Origin of the sequence: Butyricicoccus sp. AF18-9LB (assembly GCF_027684505.1) — a bacterium.
Classification (GTDB): domain Bacteria; phylum Bacillota; class Clostridia; order Oscillospirales; family Butyricicoccaceae; genus Agathobaculum; species Agathobaculum butyriciproducens.
This window is the reverse complement of the sequence record NZ_JAQCWA010000013.1, coordinates 46,576-62,730: the sequence shown is the minus strand read 5'-3', so window position 1 is coordinate 62,730 and position 16,155 is coordinate 46,576. Positions and strand designations below refer to the sequence as shown.

13 protein-coding genes and 1 riboswitch are annotated in these 16,155 nt (G+C 54.3%); of the genes, 8 read left to right on the top strand and 5 right to left on the bottom strand.

Annotated elements, in window-relative coordinates:
• The first annotated feature begins 120 nt into the window (after positions 1–120).
• Positions 121–211: riboswitch (cyclic di-GMP riboswitch) on the top strand.
• A 38-nt stretch (positions 212–249) separates the two neighbouring features.
• The 3 genes from PGY33_RS09210 to PGY33_RS09200 all read left to right on the top strand — a co-directional run bounded on the left by PGY33_RS09210 (position 250) and on the right by PGY33_RS09200 (position 6,421).
• Positions 250–3,567 carry an S-layer homology domain-containing protein gene (locus PGY33_RS09210; RefSeq protein ID WP_270478345.1) on the top strand — a complete coding sequence of 1,106 codons (3,318 nt, stop codon included), beginning with the start codon at positions 250–252 and terminating at the stop codon, positions 3,565–3,567.
• Between the two features lie 257 nt (positions 3,568–3,824).
• A complete protein-coding gene (locus tag PGY33_RS09205; protein WP_270478343.1) occupies positions 3,825–5,330 on the top strand; it encodes a carbon starvation CstA family protein in 1,506 nt (501 codons plus the stop codon).
• Between the two features lie 83 nt (positions 5,331–5,413).
• The gene (locus PGY33_RS09200; protein WP_270478342.1) at positions 5,414–6,421 is read left to right on the top strand and encodes an ATPase P; all 1,008 of its coding nucleotides are present in this window, start codon (positions 5,414–5,416) and stop codon (positions 6,419–6,421) included.
• A gap of 54 nt (positions 6,422–6,475) precedes the next feature.
• Here the strand turns inward: PGY33_RS09200 and PGY33_RS09195 are convergent, their stop codons facing one another.
• From PGY33_RS09195 to PGY33_RS09180, 4 genes are all read right to left on the bottom strand, one after another.
• Positions 6,476–6,739 carry a nitrilase-related carbon-nitrogen hydrolase gene (locus tag PGY33_RS09195; protein WP_270478340.1) on the bottom strand — a complete coding sequence of 88 codons (264 nt, stop codon included), beginning with the start codon at positions 6,737–6,739 and terminating at the stop codon, positions 6,476–6,478.
• Between the two features lie 204 nt (positions 6,740–6,943).
• Positions 6,944–7,813 carry an L-serine ammonia-lyase, iron-sulfur-dependent, subunit alpha gene (sdaAA, locus tag PGY33_RS09190; protein ID WP_215705365.1) on the bottom strand — a complete coding sequence of 290 codons (870 nt, stop codon included), beginning with the start codon at positions 7,811–7,813 and terminating at the stop codon, positions 6,944–6,946.
• A gap of 15 nt (positions 7,814–7,828) precedes the next feature.
• A complete protein-coding gene (gene sdaAB, locus PGY33_RS09185) occupies positions 7,829–8,497 on the bottom strand; it encodes an L-serine ammonia-lyase, iron-sulfur-dependent subunit beta (RefSeq protein WP_110435608.1) in 669 nt (222 codons plus the stop codon).
• Positions 8,498–8,509: 12 nt separating this feature from the next.
• On the bottom strand, positions 8,510–9,730 hold the full coding sequence (locus tag PGY33_RS09180; protein WP_270478336.1) for a dicarboxylate/amino acid:cation symporter: 1,221 nt from the start codon (positions 9,728–9,730) through the stop codon (positions 8,510–8,512).
• A gap of 380 nt (positions 9,731–10,110) precedes the next feature.
• Between PGY33_RS09180 and PGY33_RS09175 the strand changes: the two genes are divergently transcribed.
• On the top strand, positions 10,111–11,001 hold the full coding sequence (locus PGY33_RS09175) for a LysR family transcriptional regulator (protein WP_270478335.1): 891 nt from the start codon (positions 10,111–10,113) through the stop codon (positions 10,999–11,001).
• Between the two features lie 162 nt (positions 11,002–11,163).
• Here the strand turns inward: PGY33_RS09175 and PGY33_RS09170 are convergent, their stop codons facing one another.
• Positions 11,164–11,307 carry a hypothetical protein gene (locus tag PGY33_RS09170; RefSeq protein ID WP_158557367.1) on the bottom strand — a complete coding sequence of 48 codons (144 nt, stop codon included), beginning with the start codon at positions 11,305–11,307 and terminating at the stop codon, positions 11,164–11,166.
• A 60-nt stretch (positions 11,308–11,367) separates the two neighbouring features.
• On the opposite strand from PGY33_RS09170, the gene hcp reads away from it, so the two are divergent.
• From hcp to PGY33_RS09150, 4 genes are all read left to right on the top strand, one after another.
• Entirely contained in the window at positions 11,368–12,939 is a 1,572-nt protein-coding gene (gene hcp, locus PGY33_RS09165) for a hydroxylamine reductase (RefSeq protein ID WP_270478334.1), read from the top strand.
• Between the two features lie 95 nt (positions 12,940–13,034).
• Positions 13,035–13,442: a flavodoxin family protein gene (locus tag PGY33_RS09160; RefSeq protein WP_270478332.1), complete on the top strand. Its 408-nt coding sequence runs from the start codon at positions 13,035–13,037 to the stop codon at positions 13,440–13,442.
• A gap of 384 nt (positions 13,443–13,826) precedes the next feature.
• Positions 13,827–14,267, top strand: coding sequence for an L-2-amino-thiazoline-4-carboxylic acid hydrolase (locus PGY33_RS09155; protein WP_270478331.1), 441 nt, complete (start codon positions 13,827–13,829; stop codon positions 14,265–14,267).
• Between the two features lie 229 nt (positions 14,268–14,496).
• Positions 14,497–16,149, top strand: a complete 1,653-nt coding sequence (locus PGY33_RS09150; RefSeq protein ID WP_270478329.1) for a putative manganese-dependent inorganic diphosphatase — start codon at positions 14,497–14,499, stop codon at positions 16,147–16,149.
• The last annotated feature ends 6 nt before the right edge of the window (positions 16,150–16,155 follow it).

The following is a 16,155-nucleotide window of genomic DNA, read 5'->3' as shown; positions in this document are numbered from 1 at the left end:
CCCCCTTGCAGAGCTATGCGCTGTAAAGGGGGTATTCTATTTGGAAATTGAACTACTTCTGCATTGGCTGAAGAAATTGTAAAAAATGACTATCTGTGCTACTCATTAAGGAGTAAGTTGTGCAGACAAGGGCACGATCGGTGAAAGTCGGTTTCGCAAAGCCAGGGGCCTAAACGGAAGACCGTCTTCCGCATGGCAGCCGGTTTCCTGATGCAGCTTCTTCTCTATAACAAGAAAGAAGGATGCTTTATGCGAAAACGAATGCTAAGTATTTGGCTCTGCCTTATGATGGTAATGAGTATATTACCCACGGTCAGCTTTGCTGCTGAATCGACAGAACCGGAAGGCGGAGCTACAATTACAACATCGGAAGACGAAGCTACAATTACAACACCGGAAGGCGAAGCTACAATCTATGTTGATGCAACGAAGGGCAATGACGAGCAGCCTGATGTTGGTACGACAGCAGATAAGGCGTATAAGACCTTGGCAACAGCTGTTACCAAGGCTGCAAACGGTGATACCATCGTGCTTGGCGAAGGTAAATATACGCTGTACAAGAAGGACGCTGTGACAAAGGGGAAAGATCTGACTTTTGTGGGTCAAGGAGCCGATAAAACCAGTTGGGGTATTGGCGCTACAATGCCCGATCCAGATAAGTTCGGTACAGAGTACAACGGCGATTACAGCTTTGACGGCGCGGGAACGATCACGTTCCAGAACATGACGCTCCAGTCTGCAAGCGCAAATTATCTGGGCTTTATCCGTGCGGATAAAACGGTTGTTGAGAATTGTATAATCAATGGCAAGACCTTCTACTGGGGTTATACTTCTGCAACGTTTACGAATACCACGTTTAACTGCCCGGATGGAGATTATGCGCTCTGGACGTATAGCTCGCCTACCATGACCTTTGACAACTGTACTTTTAACTCTTCCGGTAAGGTCATCAATGTCTATACCGATGCTGGTGCAGGTAAAGAAAATATCACAGTCAACTATATGAACTGCACGGTTAACGGTTTTAGCGTGAAGCAAGTGCTGAATGTCAACGACAGCAACATGGGAGACTATAAGTATATCCTTAATATCTCCGGAAATAATACGGTTTCCGGTGTGCCGTATGACAAGACTACCTGCTCCCGTTTGTATGGTTTTGCCGGAAAGACTGGAAACAACACCGGCAGATTGGATGTAAACATCGACGACACACTCGTTTGGCAAGGTGGCAAGATGGTCTCTCACAAGCACTCTGCCGGTGAGCAGGACAATGCGTTTACCTACAGCTACGGCGATTGGAAAGATAATGGAGATGGCACCCGGACCCACAAAGTGACCAAGACCTGCAAATATTGCCATTACAAAACCGAGTATGATGAAACTGAGGATATTCCGCCCATCGACTGGGACGTTTCCCGATCCAAGACCGCAACGGCGCTGGATACGAGCACGTGGACTTCCAATGTGACGCTGTCCCTGCCCAGCGCAGAGGAAAAACTGGCCTCCGATGTGGTGTTCGTGCTGGATGGTTCTTCCTCTGCGGACACAAATGTAGTAAAAAGCTCTCTTGAACTTTTGAAAGAACTGAAGTCGGCTACGGATAACAGCGGCGCAGCTGTGAATGTCTGCGTTGTAAAGTTCAAGCGGCAGGCTTTCAAATCCGAGTGGTTTGATTTGTCGAAGAACTTTGACGAAATTAAAAAAGCTATGGAAACCAAATATTCCGGCGGTACGAATATTCATGCCGGACTGCTTGCGGGCAAGGAAGCACTGGAGGAGCACACCAATGTGGCGGCAGGCAGAAAGTACCTGATTCTGGTTTCGGACGGCTCCACCTATCTGTACAGCAAGGACGGCAACTGGGCCAGCGATACGCCGTTTACCCGTTCTTACCATCCTGCGGAACCGTACAATGCCTTTGCCGGTGGATACTGGGATAATGGTTATTATGAACCCAATAACTATCCCGAAGTCAATGTTGCCCGGCCTACGACCACATCCGACGTGGCCACCTGGCAGAGATATCTGGCCGATGTGAAGGCCAGAAATGAGACGGTAAACAGCGAGGGTAAAACCGGTGATGATTATGATTACCACTGTGACTACGATCTGAATTTCAATCAGGGCAAGCCCAGCGATGACTTCAAATCACAGCCCTGTGAGCCGCGGACAGCCAACAACCGGGATATGGCGTTCTACTATGCCAATCAGGCTTGGCAGCAGATCAAAAATGCCGGGTACAACGCATACGCCATCGCTACTCAGGATAGTATGGCAGGTGATGAAAATTCGAAAGACTCCTACTGCTTCATGAATTACCTGAATGAGGGAAAGATCCTCGATTTTGCCGACATTCAGAAGGACATCCTCTTCGCCGTCAGCGCCGGTTCCAAGGTGACCGATACCATCGGAGAGAAGTTTACGTTCGGTGGTGTAGACAGCTTTACCTTGAAGGTCGGCACAAAGGAAATCAAGGGCGTCAAGGACGCTTCGGATGAGAATACGGTAAACTTTGGCGAAAAGAAGAAGGACGGTAAATATCCGTACACCGTTACCTACACCCCGGCAACCAAGACCTTCGTCTGGACCATCAATGAGAACGTCTCCAACTTCGCGCCGGTCCAGCTGACCTATACCGTCAAGCTGACCAAGCCCGAAACCGATCCCGGCATTTACGGTGTGGAGGATCTGAATGGCGAAAAGGCCCTTTCTGGCGCAGAAGCCCTGTTCACCAACGAGAGCGCCGTTCTGAACGCCAAAAACAGCGCCGGTGCGCCGCTCAAGCCTCTGGACTTCCCGAAGCCCTCTGTTTCCTATACGGTGAAGTCCTCCGGCGGCGGTGGCGGCGGCGGCCGCAAGCCCACCGTTACCATTCCGGATGATGTACCGACCGGCCTGAACGGCGATGACCACTATGCTTACATCGTAGGCTATCCGGACAGCACTGTTCGTCCGCAGAACGGCATTACCCGTGCTGAGGTAGCAACCATCTTCTTCCGTCTGCTGACCGATGAGACCCGCAATGCAAACTCTACGAAGACCAACAGCTACTCCGATGTAGCAGCCGGCGCATGGTACAACCACGCGGTTTCTACGCTGAGCGCTATGGGCATCGTAAAGGGTGACAGCCAGGGCAAGTTCAATCCGAATGCGCCGATCACCCGTGCGGAGTTCGCTGCGATCGCAGCTCGTTTTGACGACAAGGCCAACACGACCGCTGTTGACTTCAGCGACATTGCATCCCACTGGGCAAAGGACGAAATCAGCGCCGCTGCCAACAACGGCTGGATCAACGGTTATACCGACGGCACCTTCCGTCCGAATAACAAGATTACCCGCGCCGAGGCGATGACGCTCGTAAACCGCGTCCTCAAGCGCCTTCCGGAGACCGCAGAGGACCTGCACAACGACATGATCAAGTGGAGCGACAACTCCGACACTTCCGCATGGTATTACCTGGCCGTACAGGAGGCTACGAACAGCCACTATTACGACCTCAAGGAAAACAAGCACGAGAAGTGGAGCAAGCTGCGCGAAACTCGTGACTGGACCGAACTGGAAAAGTAAATACTTTCCCGTAAGGGCGAACGAATCCCCCGGCCATTGGTCGGGGGATTTTATTGCTCTGATAATTTTTTTCTAAAGGATACAAATTTCGGCATATTTTTCTTGTTAAAATTATAACATATTGCCCTTGTGGTTTTTATATCATAGGTTCATAATAGGGATTGCCGAAAGGGAAAAAGAGGAATTCAAAAGTAGGCTTTTCGGTGATTTTTATGCGAAAGTCATGCTTTCGCAGCCGGTATAGAGGAGGAGATAATATGATCAGCTTTATCGTATGCTTATTATTATTGATCACCGGCTATCTTACTTATGGTAAAATTGTAGACAAAACCTTTGGCCCGGATGACCGGGAAACGCCGGCAGTTCACATTAACGATGGCGTTGACTACGTTGTCATGCCGCAGTGGAAGCTGTTTCTGGTACAGCTGCTGAACATCGCCGGCCTTGGCCCGATCTTCGGTGCACTGCAGGGCGCTCTCTGGGGCCCGGTTGTATTCCTGTGGATTACATTCGGTACCATTTTTGCCGGCGGCGTACACGATTATTTCTCCGGCATGATCAGTGAGCGAAACGACGGTGCCTCCATCGCAGAGGTTACCGGCAAGTACCTCGGTCACACCATGCAGAATATCATGCGTGTGTTCTCGGTTGTACTGTTGATCATGGTTGGCACGGTATTTGCAGTCGGCCCGGCCGGTTTGATCGTTACGCTGTGCAAGAGCAACGGTGTGTCCGGCGTGCTTTCGACCACGCTGTTCTGGCTGATCCTCATCCTGGTTTACTACTTTATTGCAACCTTTATTTCGATCGATAAGATCATCGGTAAGGTATACCCGCTGTTCGGCATGTGCCTGATCATCATGGCGGTCGGTGTTATCATCGGTATCTTCACCAACCCGAATTACACCATTCCGGAGATTTGGTCTCACCTGTACAATATGCACCCGTCCGGTACGCCGGTATGGAGCTTCATGTTCATCACGGTTGCATGCGGTGCAATTTCCGGCTTCCATTCCACGCAGTCGCCGCTGATGGCGCGCTGCATGAAAAACGAGAAGCAGGGTCACTTTGTATTCTACGGTGCAATGGTAGCTGAAGGCATTATCGCACTGATCTGGGCGGCAGCCGGCTGTGCTCTGTATGAGGTCACCGGCGGTCTCAACACCGGTCTGGCGGAAGCGCTGGCAGGCGGTCAGTCCGCAGCAATCTACGATGTATGCTCCAAGACCATGGGCGGCGTTGGTATTGCTCTGGCCATGATCGGCGTTGTTATCTGCCCGATCACTTCCGGTGATACCGCATTCCGTTCCGCTCGTCTGACACTGTCCGACTGGTTCCACATGGATCAGAGTTCGTATGCAAACCGCCTGAAGCTGTGCATCCCGGTACTGGGTATCGGTGCTATCCTCGGCATCGGCAATGCGACCGGTCTGATCGACTACACGGTTATCTGGCGTTACTTCAGCTGGACCAACCAGACGCTCGCTATGATCGTTCTGTGGGCAGCAGCTATGTACCTGTTTACCGAAAAGAAGAACTTCTGGATTGCAGCTGTTCCGGCTACGTTCATGAGTGCAGTTTCCTGCACCTATTTCATCCTTGCACCGGAGTGCCTCGGCAGCCTGCTGAACAGCAAGACAGTAGCCGGCACGGTAATTTACAATACCGCAGTGGCGTACCCGATCGGTATTGTATTCGCGGCACTGCTGCTCGCACTGTTCATACGTGCGACCAAGAAGCGCGGCGCAAAGAAATCTGCTTGAATATAATAGCATTGCTGCAGCCGGCCGTTCCTTTGTGCGGTCGGCTGCGGCCATCCATAACGATAATTGCGGGGTGACGGAAAATGTTGAAACCTTATCCGCTCAGCGCGGGACGTATTGATGACGCGTCGCTTGCTGAGGATAAAAAAACCTGTCGGAAAATCGGTCCGTGCGGCATCGGCAGGCATGCCCTTTATTTGAACAGCTTTTTTATTGACCGGCGGTATTATGTTCCGTTTTCCGTGGTAACGCGTGTGTACAAGCGCGTTGCGATGAGCAAGGGCGGCTTTTCCGGCAAGGGCATTTTCGCCACGCTGTCCTATCTGGTCGTGGAGTTCGACGGCGGACAGAAGGTGTGCAATTTCAAGTATGAGCAGCAGGTCGATGATTTCCTGAGCGTTATCCGAGCTGAGCACCCGTCTATTCCGTGTGTCAGCGCGGCGGCCGAGCAGCGCATTGCCGAGGAGAAGACCCGCCGGGAGGAAGAGGAGCGCAATCGTCCGCCGATGAGCGCACAGGCGGAGAAAACCGTGCAGGCACTCGATAACGCAATCGACTATCTGGAGCGCCGTCCTGAGCTGACCGAACGACTGAGCGCAGCCGCAAAACGCCGCCGGAACTTTCAGTGTACGAACGGCAGCTACCGCTGGGCCGCTATGGCGATCACACTGCTTGGATTTGCGGCGCTGGCTTACGGTATCGTTTCCTTCATGCGTCACGGCTCGTTTTCGATTTATTTTACGCTGTTCGGCCTTGCCGCGATATTCACGTTTGCAGGTTTCAGCGTCCTGCCGACAGCACGCAACAACCGTGCCTCCATCATGCAGAATGATGCACAGGCACAGGAGAAAATGCAGGCTTACCTTGCGGACTATCTGAATTTCCCGCTGCCGGCTCGCTATGCACATCCGGTTGTGCTGCGCCGCATGCAGCGTGCCGTCATGGATGGCCGCGCAGTGACCGCTGCGCAGGCGCTCGACGTTGTGAAGGCTGACCTGAAGGCGCTGAATGCGGATGTCACCGTCTCGCAGGCGGAATACGATGAGGTTGTCGCCATCAAGCCCATGTTCCTCAATGCGGAGTATCAGTGATAATCAAATGATACAAAAATCCCTCCCGGTTTATGATCGGGAGGGATTTTTGGCTTATATGATGTACATATCCGGTCTGCGGAGCGGCAGATAGTCCGGATTCCTGCGGATTTTTTGCACCTCCTGCAGATTGATATCGCAGAGGAGCAGCTGCTCCGTGTCGTTTGCTTTGACAAGCACCTTGCCGCTCGGATGAATGACGAGCGATTCGCCGGCAAACTGCATTTCGCCTTCTGTGCCGACACGGTTGCACATGGCGGTCGAAGCAGATGACAATGCCGACGTTGCCGAACGGCGTGCGGAACACCTTGAAGCCATCGTTGGACGGCGTGTAGTAATCCTGCTCGTAGAAGTTGATATTCTGTGCGATGTGTACCATTTTTGCAACATCCTGCACGGTTCCGTCCGGCATTACCCATAGAGATGCGTCATTATATCATTTCATTTGGCAAATGAAATGCGAAAAGGACATTCCCGAGGGGTGGGAATGTCCTGCGAAAAAGAGTATCGATATGATCTGATTTAAGAGCACAGTCCGCATTTCGCGCATGCAGACGGTGTGGCAGCGCAGCCGCCGAGGGCAGTCTCGCGCAGCTCGATGGGGATGCGGCGGCCGACCGCGTACATGGTATCGAGCATTTCATCGAACGGGATAAACTGGTGAATGCCCGCGAGCGAGAGCTCAGCGGCAACGAGCGCGTTGGCTACGCCTGCCGCGTTGCGGTTCTGGCACGGATACTCGACCAGACCGCCGACTGGATCGCAGACCAGACCGAGCATGTTCATCAGCACGGTGGAGGCCGCGTCAAGGCACTGCTCAGGCTTGCCGCCCATGAGCTCGACAGCTGCGCTGGCCGCCATTGCGGAAGCGATGCCGACCTCAGCCTGACAGCCGCCGACCGCGCCTGCAACGGTTGCGTTGCGCATGGCGAGGTAGCCAATCGCACCGGCGTTGAACAGGGCGTCAATCAGCCGTTCGTCCGAGATGTTGTAGCAGTCCTGCAAGGCAAACAGCATGCCCGGCAGAACACCGGCGCTGCCTGCGGTCGGCGCGGCCACGATAAGGCCCATCGAGGCGTTGACCTCGAGCACGGCCATCGCGTACTGCGCCGCCTTGTGCAGTACATCCCCGCAGATGGAGCGGCCTTTGGCCGCGTGCTGCGCCAGTTTTTTGGCTTCGCCGCCAATCAGGCCGCCCATGGACTTGACCGGCGTTTTGAGCGGTGTCAGCGCGGATGAGCGCATGATTTCGAGCGCCCTCTTCATACGGTGCGTGACCTCATCACGCGTGGTTTCGCCCAGCTGGCACTCGCGGCGGCGCATGATCTCGGAGATGGGGAGCTGCTGCTGCGTGCAGAGTGCAAGCAGCTCGGATGCGTTTTTGAAATCCATAATCTGCTCTCCTCCTTACGGTTCGATGATCATGACGTCGTGGACGTTGGGATTGTTTTTGAGCGGTTCCTCAATGCCCTCGGGGAAATGACCGTCCGACTCGACGATCGTATAGGCGGTGTTGCCCTTGGACTCGCGGAACAGGCGCATGAATGCAATGTTTACACCCTTGTCGCTGAGCACCTTGGTGATGTGCGCCACGACGCCCGGCTTGTCCTGCTGAACGACGATGACCGTGCTGTATTCACCGGTAAAGTCAACCTCAACGCCGTTAATGCGCGCGATGCGGCACTTGCCGCCGCCGAGCGACTCACCGCGGATAGTCATCACCTGACCGGCGGCATTCTCCATGCGGATGTCCACGGTGTTCGGATGAACATCGGTCTCGGTCTCACACGGCGTGAATGAGTAGGACAGACCGCGCTCGGTCGCAATCGAAAACGAATTGCGGATGCGGGTGTCGTCGGTCGAAAAGCCCATGATGCCGCCGAGCAGGGCGCGGTCAGTGCCGTGGCCGTGGTAGGTCTTGGCGAACGAGCCGTACAGGGTGAAATCCACCTTTTTAAGCGGCGGCGCGATCATCTTGTGCGCCAGATACGCGATAACGGCTGCGCCGGCGGTATGGGAGCTAGAGGGACCGATCATATTCGGTCCCAGCACATCAAAAACACTGATAAAGGACATAGGGGATTCTCCTTACTGAGCGGAGGATTTGCAGATAAACCTGCGGTAGATGGTCTCCACGATCACGCCGATCGCGTTGTCGCCGGAAACATTGCATGCGGTGCCGAACGAGTCCTGCGTGATGTACAGTGCAACCATGATGGCGCAGATCGGGCCGCTCGGGTCGCCGGCCTCGGTGCCGAAGATCATGTACAGGAACGGCAGGGCGGTCATAATGGAGCCGCCCGGCGCACCGGGAGACGCCACCATGGCAATGCCGAGCGTCATGATGAACGGGATAACGGTGCCGATGGAGATCGGCAGCTGGTTCATCAGGCAGACGGCAGTCGCACAGGCGGTAATGGTAATCATCGAGCCTGCCATGTGGATGTTTGCGCACAGCGGAACCGTAAAGTTGCGGATTTCCGAGGAAACGCCGTCTGCTTCAGCGCACTGCAGGTTGACCGGAATGGTAGCCGCAGAGGACTGGGTGCCCAGTGCGGTTGCGTAGCCCGGAATCTGGTTGCGGATGAGCGTAAGCGGGTTCTTGTGGCTGACCAGACCTGCAATTACGAACTGGATGCAGATGCAGATCAGGTGCATGATGATAACAACGATGAATACCTTCCACAGAATACCGAGGATGGCAAAGGTCTTGCCGGACTTGGTCATATCGGTGAACGTGCCGCAGATGTAAAGCGGCAGCAGCGGAATGATGACCTTGTGCAGTACGCAGTCAATGATGCCGGAGAAGTCGGAAACGCCGTTGTACAGCGTGTCGCCGATGGTCTTGCCGCGCAGGCTGGACATGCACAGACCGAGCACAAACGCCGTAACAACAGCGGACAGCGTGTTCATCAGCGCCGGAATTTCCAGGCTGAAGTACGGCTCCAGCGAGTTGCCTGCGGTTGCGGCGATCTTGTCGAGCGCGTCCGCACTCATGAAGTGCGGGAACAGGGTGTCGGCTACAAAGAACGAAGCCGAGCCTGAGATCAGGGTCGAGCAGTAAGCGATGGCAACCGTGATGAGCAGCAGCTTGCCCGCGCCGCTCTTGAGGTTAGCAATGCCCATGGTAACATACGCGAGGATCATCAGCGGGATGATAAACGACAGGAACTGGCTGAAGAACGACGAGAGCGTTACCACAAAGCGGCAGAAGCCTTCCGGCAGGAACTGGCCGAACAGGATGCCGACAATGATGGCGATGATGAGCTTGGGCAGTAATCCGAGTTTGAATTTTTTCTTTTCTTTCATTTCTTTTTCCTCCTTTTTGGCGGGCAGCACCACACAATTTGAACTGCGGCACTTTGCGGAAAGTGCACCTGTTCGGTTATGCGATGTTACCCTTTGCGGTGCAGACCGTTTGTTTGCCCCTCTTTGGTCTGCTGCCGTGGAAGTCTGCCGAGATTTTTGCCTCCGGACACAAAAAGAACCGCTTATTTTAGGCGAAATGCTGTAAAATAGGACGCGGTTTTTGTGTAAAAAGGATAAATAAAAAATCGGTGGTAAACCTCCAATTTCTTTCTTGACCTCTTTGCAGATTTAGTATATTCTGTTTAATGGGTTAAGTCAAATTCATATATTTTATCATTTCGATTTAAAATATTGATAATATAGGGGAGAGAGGGAAATTCATGGAGCTTCGGCAGCTTGCAACCTTTATTCGGGTAGCACAGTTTAAGAGTTTTTCACGCGCAGCAGAGAGCCTCGGCTACTCACAGTCGGCGGTAACGGTGCAGATACGCCAGCTGGAGGAGGAACTGGACACGCGTTTGTTCGACCGCATGGGCAAGCGTATCGCGCTGACCGACACAGGCGAGCGTTTTCTCAGCCATGCGTGCGATGTGATGAATCAGGTCAATCAGGCGCGCATGTCGGTCACATCCACGGCAGAGCTGCACGGTTCGCTGCATATCGGCACGATTGAGTCGCTTGCATGTCTCAAGCTGCCGACGGTGCTGCATCTGTACCGTAAATTCAACCCGAAAGTGTCTATCCGCATCACGGTCGGTGAGCCGGAAGAATTGATTGAGCATATGGAACGCGGCGAGCTGGACATGATCTATGTGCTTGATGAGCCGCTGTACAGCAACAACTGGAACAAGCTGATGGAGCAGCGCGAGGAAATCGTATTTGTGGCGTCTGCATCGCTGCGCGAGGAGCTGGGCGGAAAAGAGCTGACGATTGAGGAACTGCTCACGCAGCCTTTTTTCCTTACCGAGCAGGATAATTATCGCCGTGTACTCAACCGCCGTCTTGCCGCGCGGCGGACCATCCTTACGCCGTCGCTCGAGTGCGGTGATACCTCGCTGCTCATTCGCATGCTTGAGATTGATCGCGGTGTATCCTTTCTGCCGTGGTACGCAGTCGAGAACAGCGTAAAAGAGGGAAGGCTGATCCGTTTGTCGGTCGAGGACTGCTATATTTCGCTCTACCGCCAGATTTTCAGCCATAAGGAGAAATGGCGCACACGCGAAATGGATGAATTTGTCCGCGTGGCCAAGCTGGCGGACGAGGATGAATAGGAGCATATAACAACATCCCACTTGCTGAAGCACAGCAATGATATGTACCCCCAATACTGGGTGTCCAGTATTGGGGGTACATATCAAAATCCGGTCAGCCTTTTTATCTCAGTAGACGATGCAGGAATGTGATTGTCCTGGTGCACGAATGATTTTGGAAGATTACCCAAACCAATCCCACCGAAACGCTTCGGTGGACAGAGTAGATGCCTTGCCGTCGAGTGCAATCTCGCTGAGCAGGATACCAACGATCGGTGCGATACCGAACCCATGTATCTGGAGGCGCAGAAGCAGCTGAAGAAACAAAAAACAACGCATACCTTCTGACAAATTTGGCAACACTACTCGTAAAAGGAGTGTGTTTTCATGTCAGATATGTTTTGCTTTCAGTGCCAGCAGACCGCAGGCAACAAGTGCTGCGTGAGCGTGGGTGTCTGCGGCAAGCAGCCGGATACGGCAGCGCTGCAGGATGAGCTGGTGTACGAACTCATTCGCTTGGCCGAGGCGGCAGTTGCGGCCGGTCAACGCACACAAATCGTCGACCGACTGCTGATGGACGGCCTGTTCATCACCTTGACCAATGTCAATTTTGACAATCAGGCGATTGCGGAATTCACCGAGCGGGTACGCGCGGAACGAGAGAAATTCGGCGGAAAACCGTGTGCGGTCGTGGAGCTGTGGAAGGGCGACACGGATACGGTTTCGCTGCGTTCCACGCTGCTGTTCGGCATGAAAGGCATGGCCGCCTATGCACACCACGCGATGAATCTTGGCTACACGGATGACGAGGTGAGCGCGTGGTTTTACAAGGGCCTGTGCGCGGTCAATCGCCCGCATTCGATCGAGGAATGGCTGGCGCTGATCGTCGAGTTCGGGCAGGTGAATTTCCGGTGCATGGAGCTGCTCGATGAGGCCAATACGGGCACATTCGGCACGCCGCAGCCCGCAAAAGTGCCGACCGACATCAAAAAAGGCCCGTTCATCGTGGTTTCCGGGCACGACCTGGGCGACTTAGCGCAGCTGCTCGAGCAGACGGCGGGAAAGGGCATCAACATCTACACGCACAGCGAAATGCTGCCTGCGCACGGCTATCCGGGACTGAAAAAACATCCGCACCTTGCGGGCAATTTCGGCACGGCATGGCAGAGCCAGCAGACGGAGTTCGAGAACATTCCCGCGCCGGTGCTGTTCACCACCAACTGTCTGATGCCGCAGCGCCCAAGCTATCAGGACCGCGTGTACACGACTTCGGTGGTGGGCTATGCGGGTCTGCGCCATATCGAGGCGGATGCGTGCGGCCGCAAGGACTTTTCGCCCATCATCGAGCAGGCGCTCGCGCTCGGCGGGTACGAGCACGACCACAGCATGAGCGGCATCAACGGCGGGCATATGCTGATGACGGGCTTTGCACACGGCGCGGTGCTGGCTCACGCGGAGGAGATCATCTCGCTCATCAAGAGCGGCAAGGTGCGGCATATCTTTCTGGTCGGCGGCTGCGACGGCGCGCATCCGGGCAGAAATTACTACACCGAGTTTGTCAAATCCACGCCGATGGATACGCTGGTTCTGACGCTTGCGTGCGGCAAATACCGCTTCAATGACCTCGATCTGGGCGAAATCGGCGGCCTGCCGCGCATTCTGGATATGGGCCAGTGCAACGATGCGTACAGCGCCATCAAGGTTGCGCTTGCACTGGCGGATGCGTTCGGCTGCACGGTCAACGACCTGCCGCTCACGCTCGTGCTCTCGTGGTACGAGCAGAAGGCGGTGTGCATCCTGCTGACGCTGCTTGCGCTCGGCGTGAAGAATATTTACCTTGGACCGACGCTGCCGGCGTTTCTGTCGGAAACCGTGGTCAAAACACTGGTGGAGACCTACGATCTGCACCCGACCACCAATCCGCAGCAGGACCTGGATGCGATTTTGGGAAGGGGATAAACCGGCGAGCTTTTTGGACGCTACGGAGCGTTCCTTGTTTCCCTCTCGTTTGCTTGCTGCAATAGGTTTCAGCAAACGAAAGAGGAAAGAAAACAATGAAATTTACGGCATTCAACGGCAGTCCAGCGGGCGAAAAGAGTGCCGCTGGACGCATGCTCGGGGTCTTTCTGGCGGGCGCGGCTTGTGCCGGAGCGGAAACCGAGCTGTACCATCTTGGCGATTACAGCATCGGACAGTGCGTGCAGCACGATGACATGGAGAAGCTGCTTCGCGCATATCAGTCTGCGGATGTGGTCTGCTTGGACTCGCCAGTGTACTCGTGGAACATGACGGCGCTGCTCAAGAATTTTGCAGACCGGCTGATCCCGTTCAAAAGTCCGCTGCTGACCGAGCAGGCCGGCTATGAGTTTGCGGCACAGGGCGAGGTCACAGCAGAGCCCCGTACACAACTGGATGCGCCGCTGATGTCCGCCGCAGAGTATGTACAGTTTCTGGGTATGTAAGACAAAGGGAAACGGTTCTTGCCTTCGGGAAAGAGCCGTTTTTGATGTGCGCCATAGTATCTGACGGAATGATATGGGAAGTGAAGCTCGATCAGGCTATGCCGAAAAAGCAATACTATGTCGATTATCGGCAGGGATTTTTGTGTATCAGGATGGTATATTGGAAGTCAGTGTGGTATAGTTAGGGTGAACTAACTATGGATTGACACTGGAATCCCATAAAAGCAAAGAGATGAAGGAATTATGCAAAGCAAACAGCAAAAGCAAATCAAGGTATTTCTGATACAGACCTTCGGCGGAAGCAGGGGCGGCTCGCTGTTTTCACGACAGGAAAAAATGCTGGATAGGTTAATCAAAACCGCAGCAAACAGGTCCAAAAACCAGATGAAAACACTGATGCAGACCATTCTGCCGCGCATTGCACTGTACAAGGTGCTGCAGACAGAGCTGCCTGCGGAGGAAACCTTTACGCACATGCGGACGTACATGATGGACTGGGTGGCGGCAGAAAAGCACGCTTTCACGGCGAAAATGGAGTTTGTGCCGGGATTTTATCGGATTTACAGCTATTGTTTTCTCAAAATCATGCGTACCTCCGACCTGTGGGAGAGCACACAGGAACACGACAAAACGCACTTTTCCGCGTCGATTACCAAGTGTCTCTGGCACACGGCGTGCCAGGAAAACGGCTGTCCGGAGCTGTGTCCGCTGTTTTGCGACGTGGATGACGTGACCTACGGCGGACTGCACAAGCTCGGCTTTTCGCGCACAAAAACGCTGGGCTGCGGCGGTGACTGCTGCGATTTTCGGTTTTTCAAAAGGTAGGTGAGCAGACGGAGAAGCGGACTTCGGCAGGATTTTCGGTGCAGCGGCGGAATCCGTGCTGTCAGCTCCATCGCCTACGCAGTGCGGCCGCAGATGGTTTTGAGTCGGATTCCTCTTCCATACCTTGCGATTTCCCCGGTTAAATGATACAATCAAACCACAAGGTTTCATTCCATTAAACGGATTCCGAAGGGGAGCCATCCCTTATCACATAAAGGAGCATCAGTGCATGAACCCAGTTTTTGTTATCGGACACCGCAATCCGGATACGGATTCCATTTGCTCTGCAATCTGCTACGCGCACCTCAAGCGCAGGCTGACCGGCGGAGAATACATAGCTTGCCGCGCGGGTCACGTCAATGCGGAGACCAAATTTGTGCTCGAACGCTTCGGCGTGGAGCCGCCGCGCTACATCAAGTCGTTTGAGCCGCGCCTGAGCGATGTGCAGTACCGCGAGGTGCCGGGCATCAGCGAGGAGCTGTCGCTGCACCGTGCATGGGATTACATGAACGAAAATGATATTCAGACGCTGGCCGTTGTCGATGAGGATCGCCGCCTGAAGGGTCTGCTGACGCTGGGCGATATCGCGCGCTTCTACATCGAGGATCAGGACGCCAATGCGCTGGCGGAGGCCAAGACCAGCTATCGGAATCTGGTCGATGTGCTGGACGGCACGCTCGAGGTTGGCGACATTGACCAGCGGTTTGAGCAGGGCAGCGTGGTCGTTGCGGCGGCTAATCCGGACGTACTCGAGGACTACATCGGCAAAAACGATATGGTTATTCTCGGCAACCGCTATGAAAGCCAGCTGTGCGCCATTGAGATGAGCGCCGGCTGCATAGTCATCGGTCTCGGCTCCAAGGTTTCGCGTACCATTCGAAAGCTGGCCTCGGAAAACGGCGTTTCCATCATCGCCACCCCGTATGATACCTACACCTGTGTCAAGGTTATCGGTCAGGCGGTTCCGGTGCGGCATGTGATGCGGAAAAAGAGACTTATCACCTTCGAGCCGGAGGAAACGGTTGAGGATGTAAAGCGCACGGTTTCCAAGAAGCGTATCCGCTATTACCCGTTGATGGATGAACAGGGACGATATGTCGGTATGTTCTCACAGCGCAACCTGCTGGATTTGGAGCGTCCGTCGGTCATTCTGGTTGATCACAACGAGCGCGATCAGGCCGCCGAAGGCATTCGTTCGACCAATATTGTTGAAATTATCGACCACCACCGCATTGACTCGGTGGAAACCAGCGGACCGATCTACTTCCGCAATCAGCCGCTCGGCTGCACTGCGACCATCATCACGCAGATGTACCATGAGCACAACGTGGAGATCGAGCCGAAAATCGCGGGTCTGCTGTGCTCGGCAATCCTGTCGGACACGCTGATGTTCCGCTCGCCGACGTGTACGCCGCTTGACCGCATGGCTGCAGAAGAGCTGGCGAAAATCGCCGGTCTGGACATCAAGCAGTATGCAACAGAAATGTTCCGTTCCAGCTCACGTCTGCTCGATCGCTCGATGGATGAGCTGTTCCACATGGATTTCAAGTATTTTCAGGTGCAGAATCAGAAGATTGCGATTTCGCAGGTGACGAGTGTCAGTGAGAACGAGCTGTCCGGCATCCGTGATAAAATGCTCGAGTACATGGAAAGCTGCCTGGCATCGAGCGGTCTGTCCATGCTGTTCGCTATGCTGACCAACATTATCGAGGAAAAGACAGAGCTGCTCTACGTCGGCAAGGGCGCGCAGCAGCTGGTCCGTGCGGCCTTCAAGACCGACTGCGGCGAGCATTCGGTCGTCCTGCCCGGTGTCGTCAGCCGCAAGAAGCAGATGGTAGCGCCGCTTGTCGGAGCGATGGAGCACGATGAGGAAATAGAGTAAGATTTG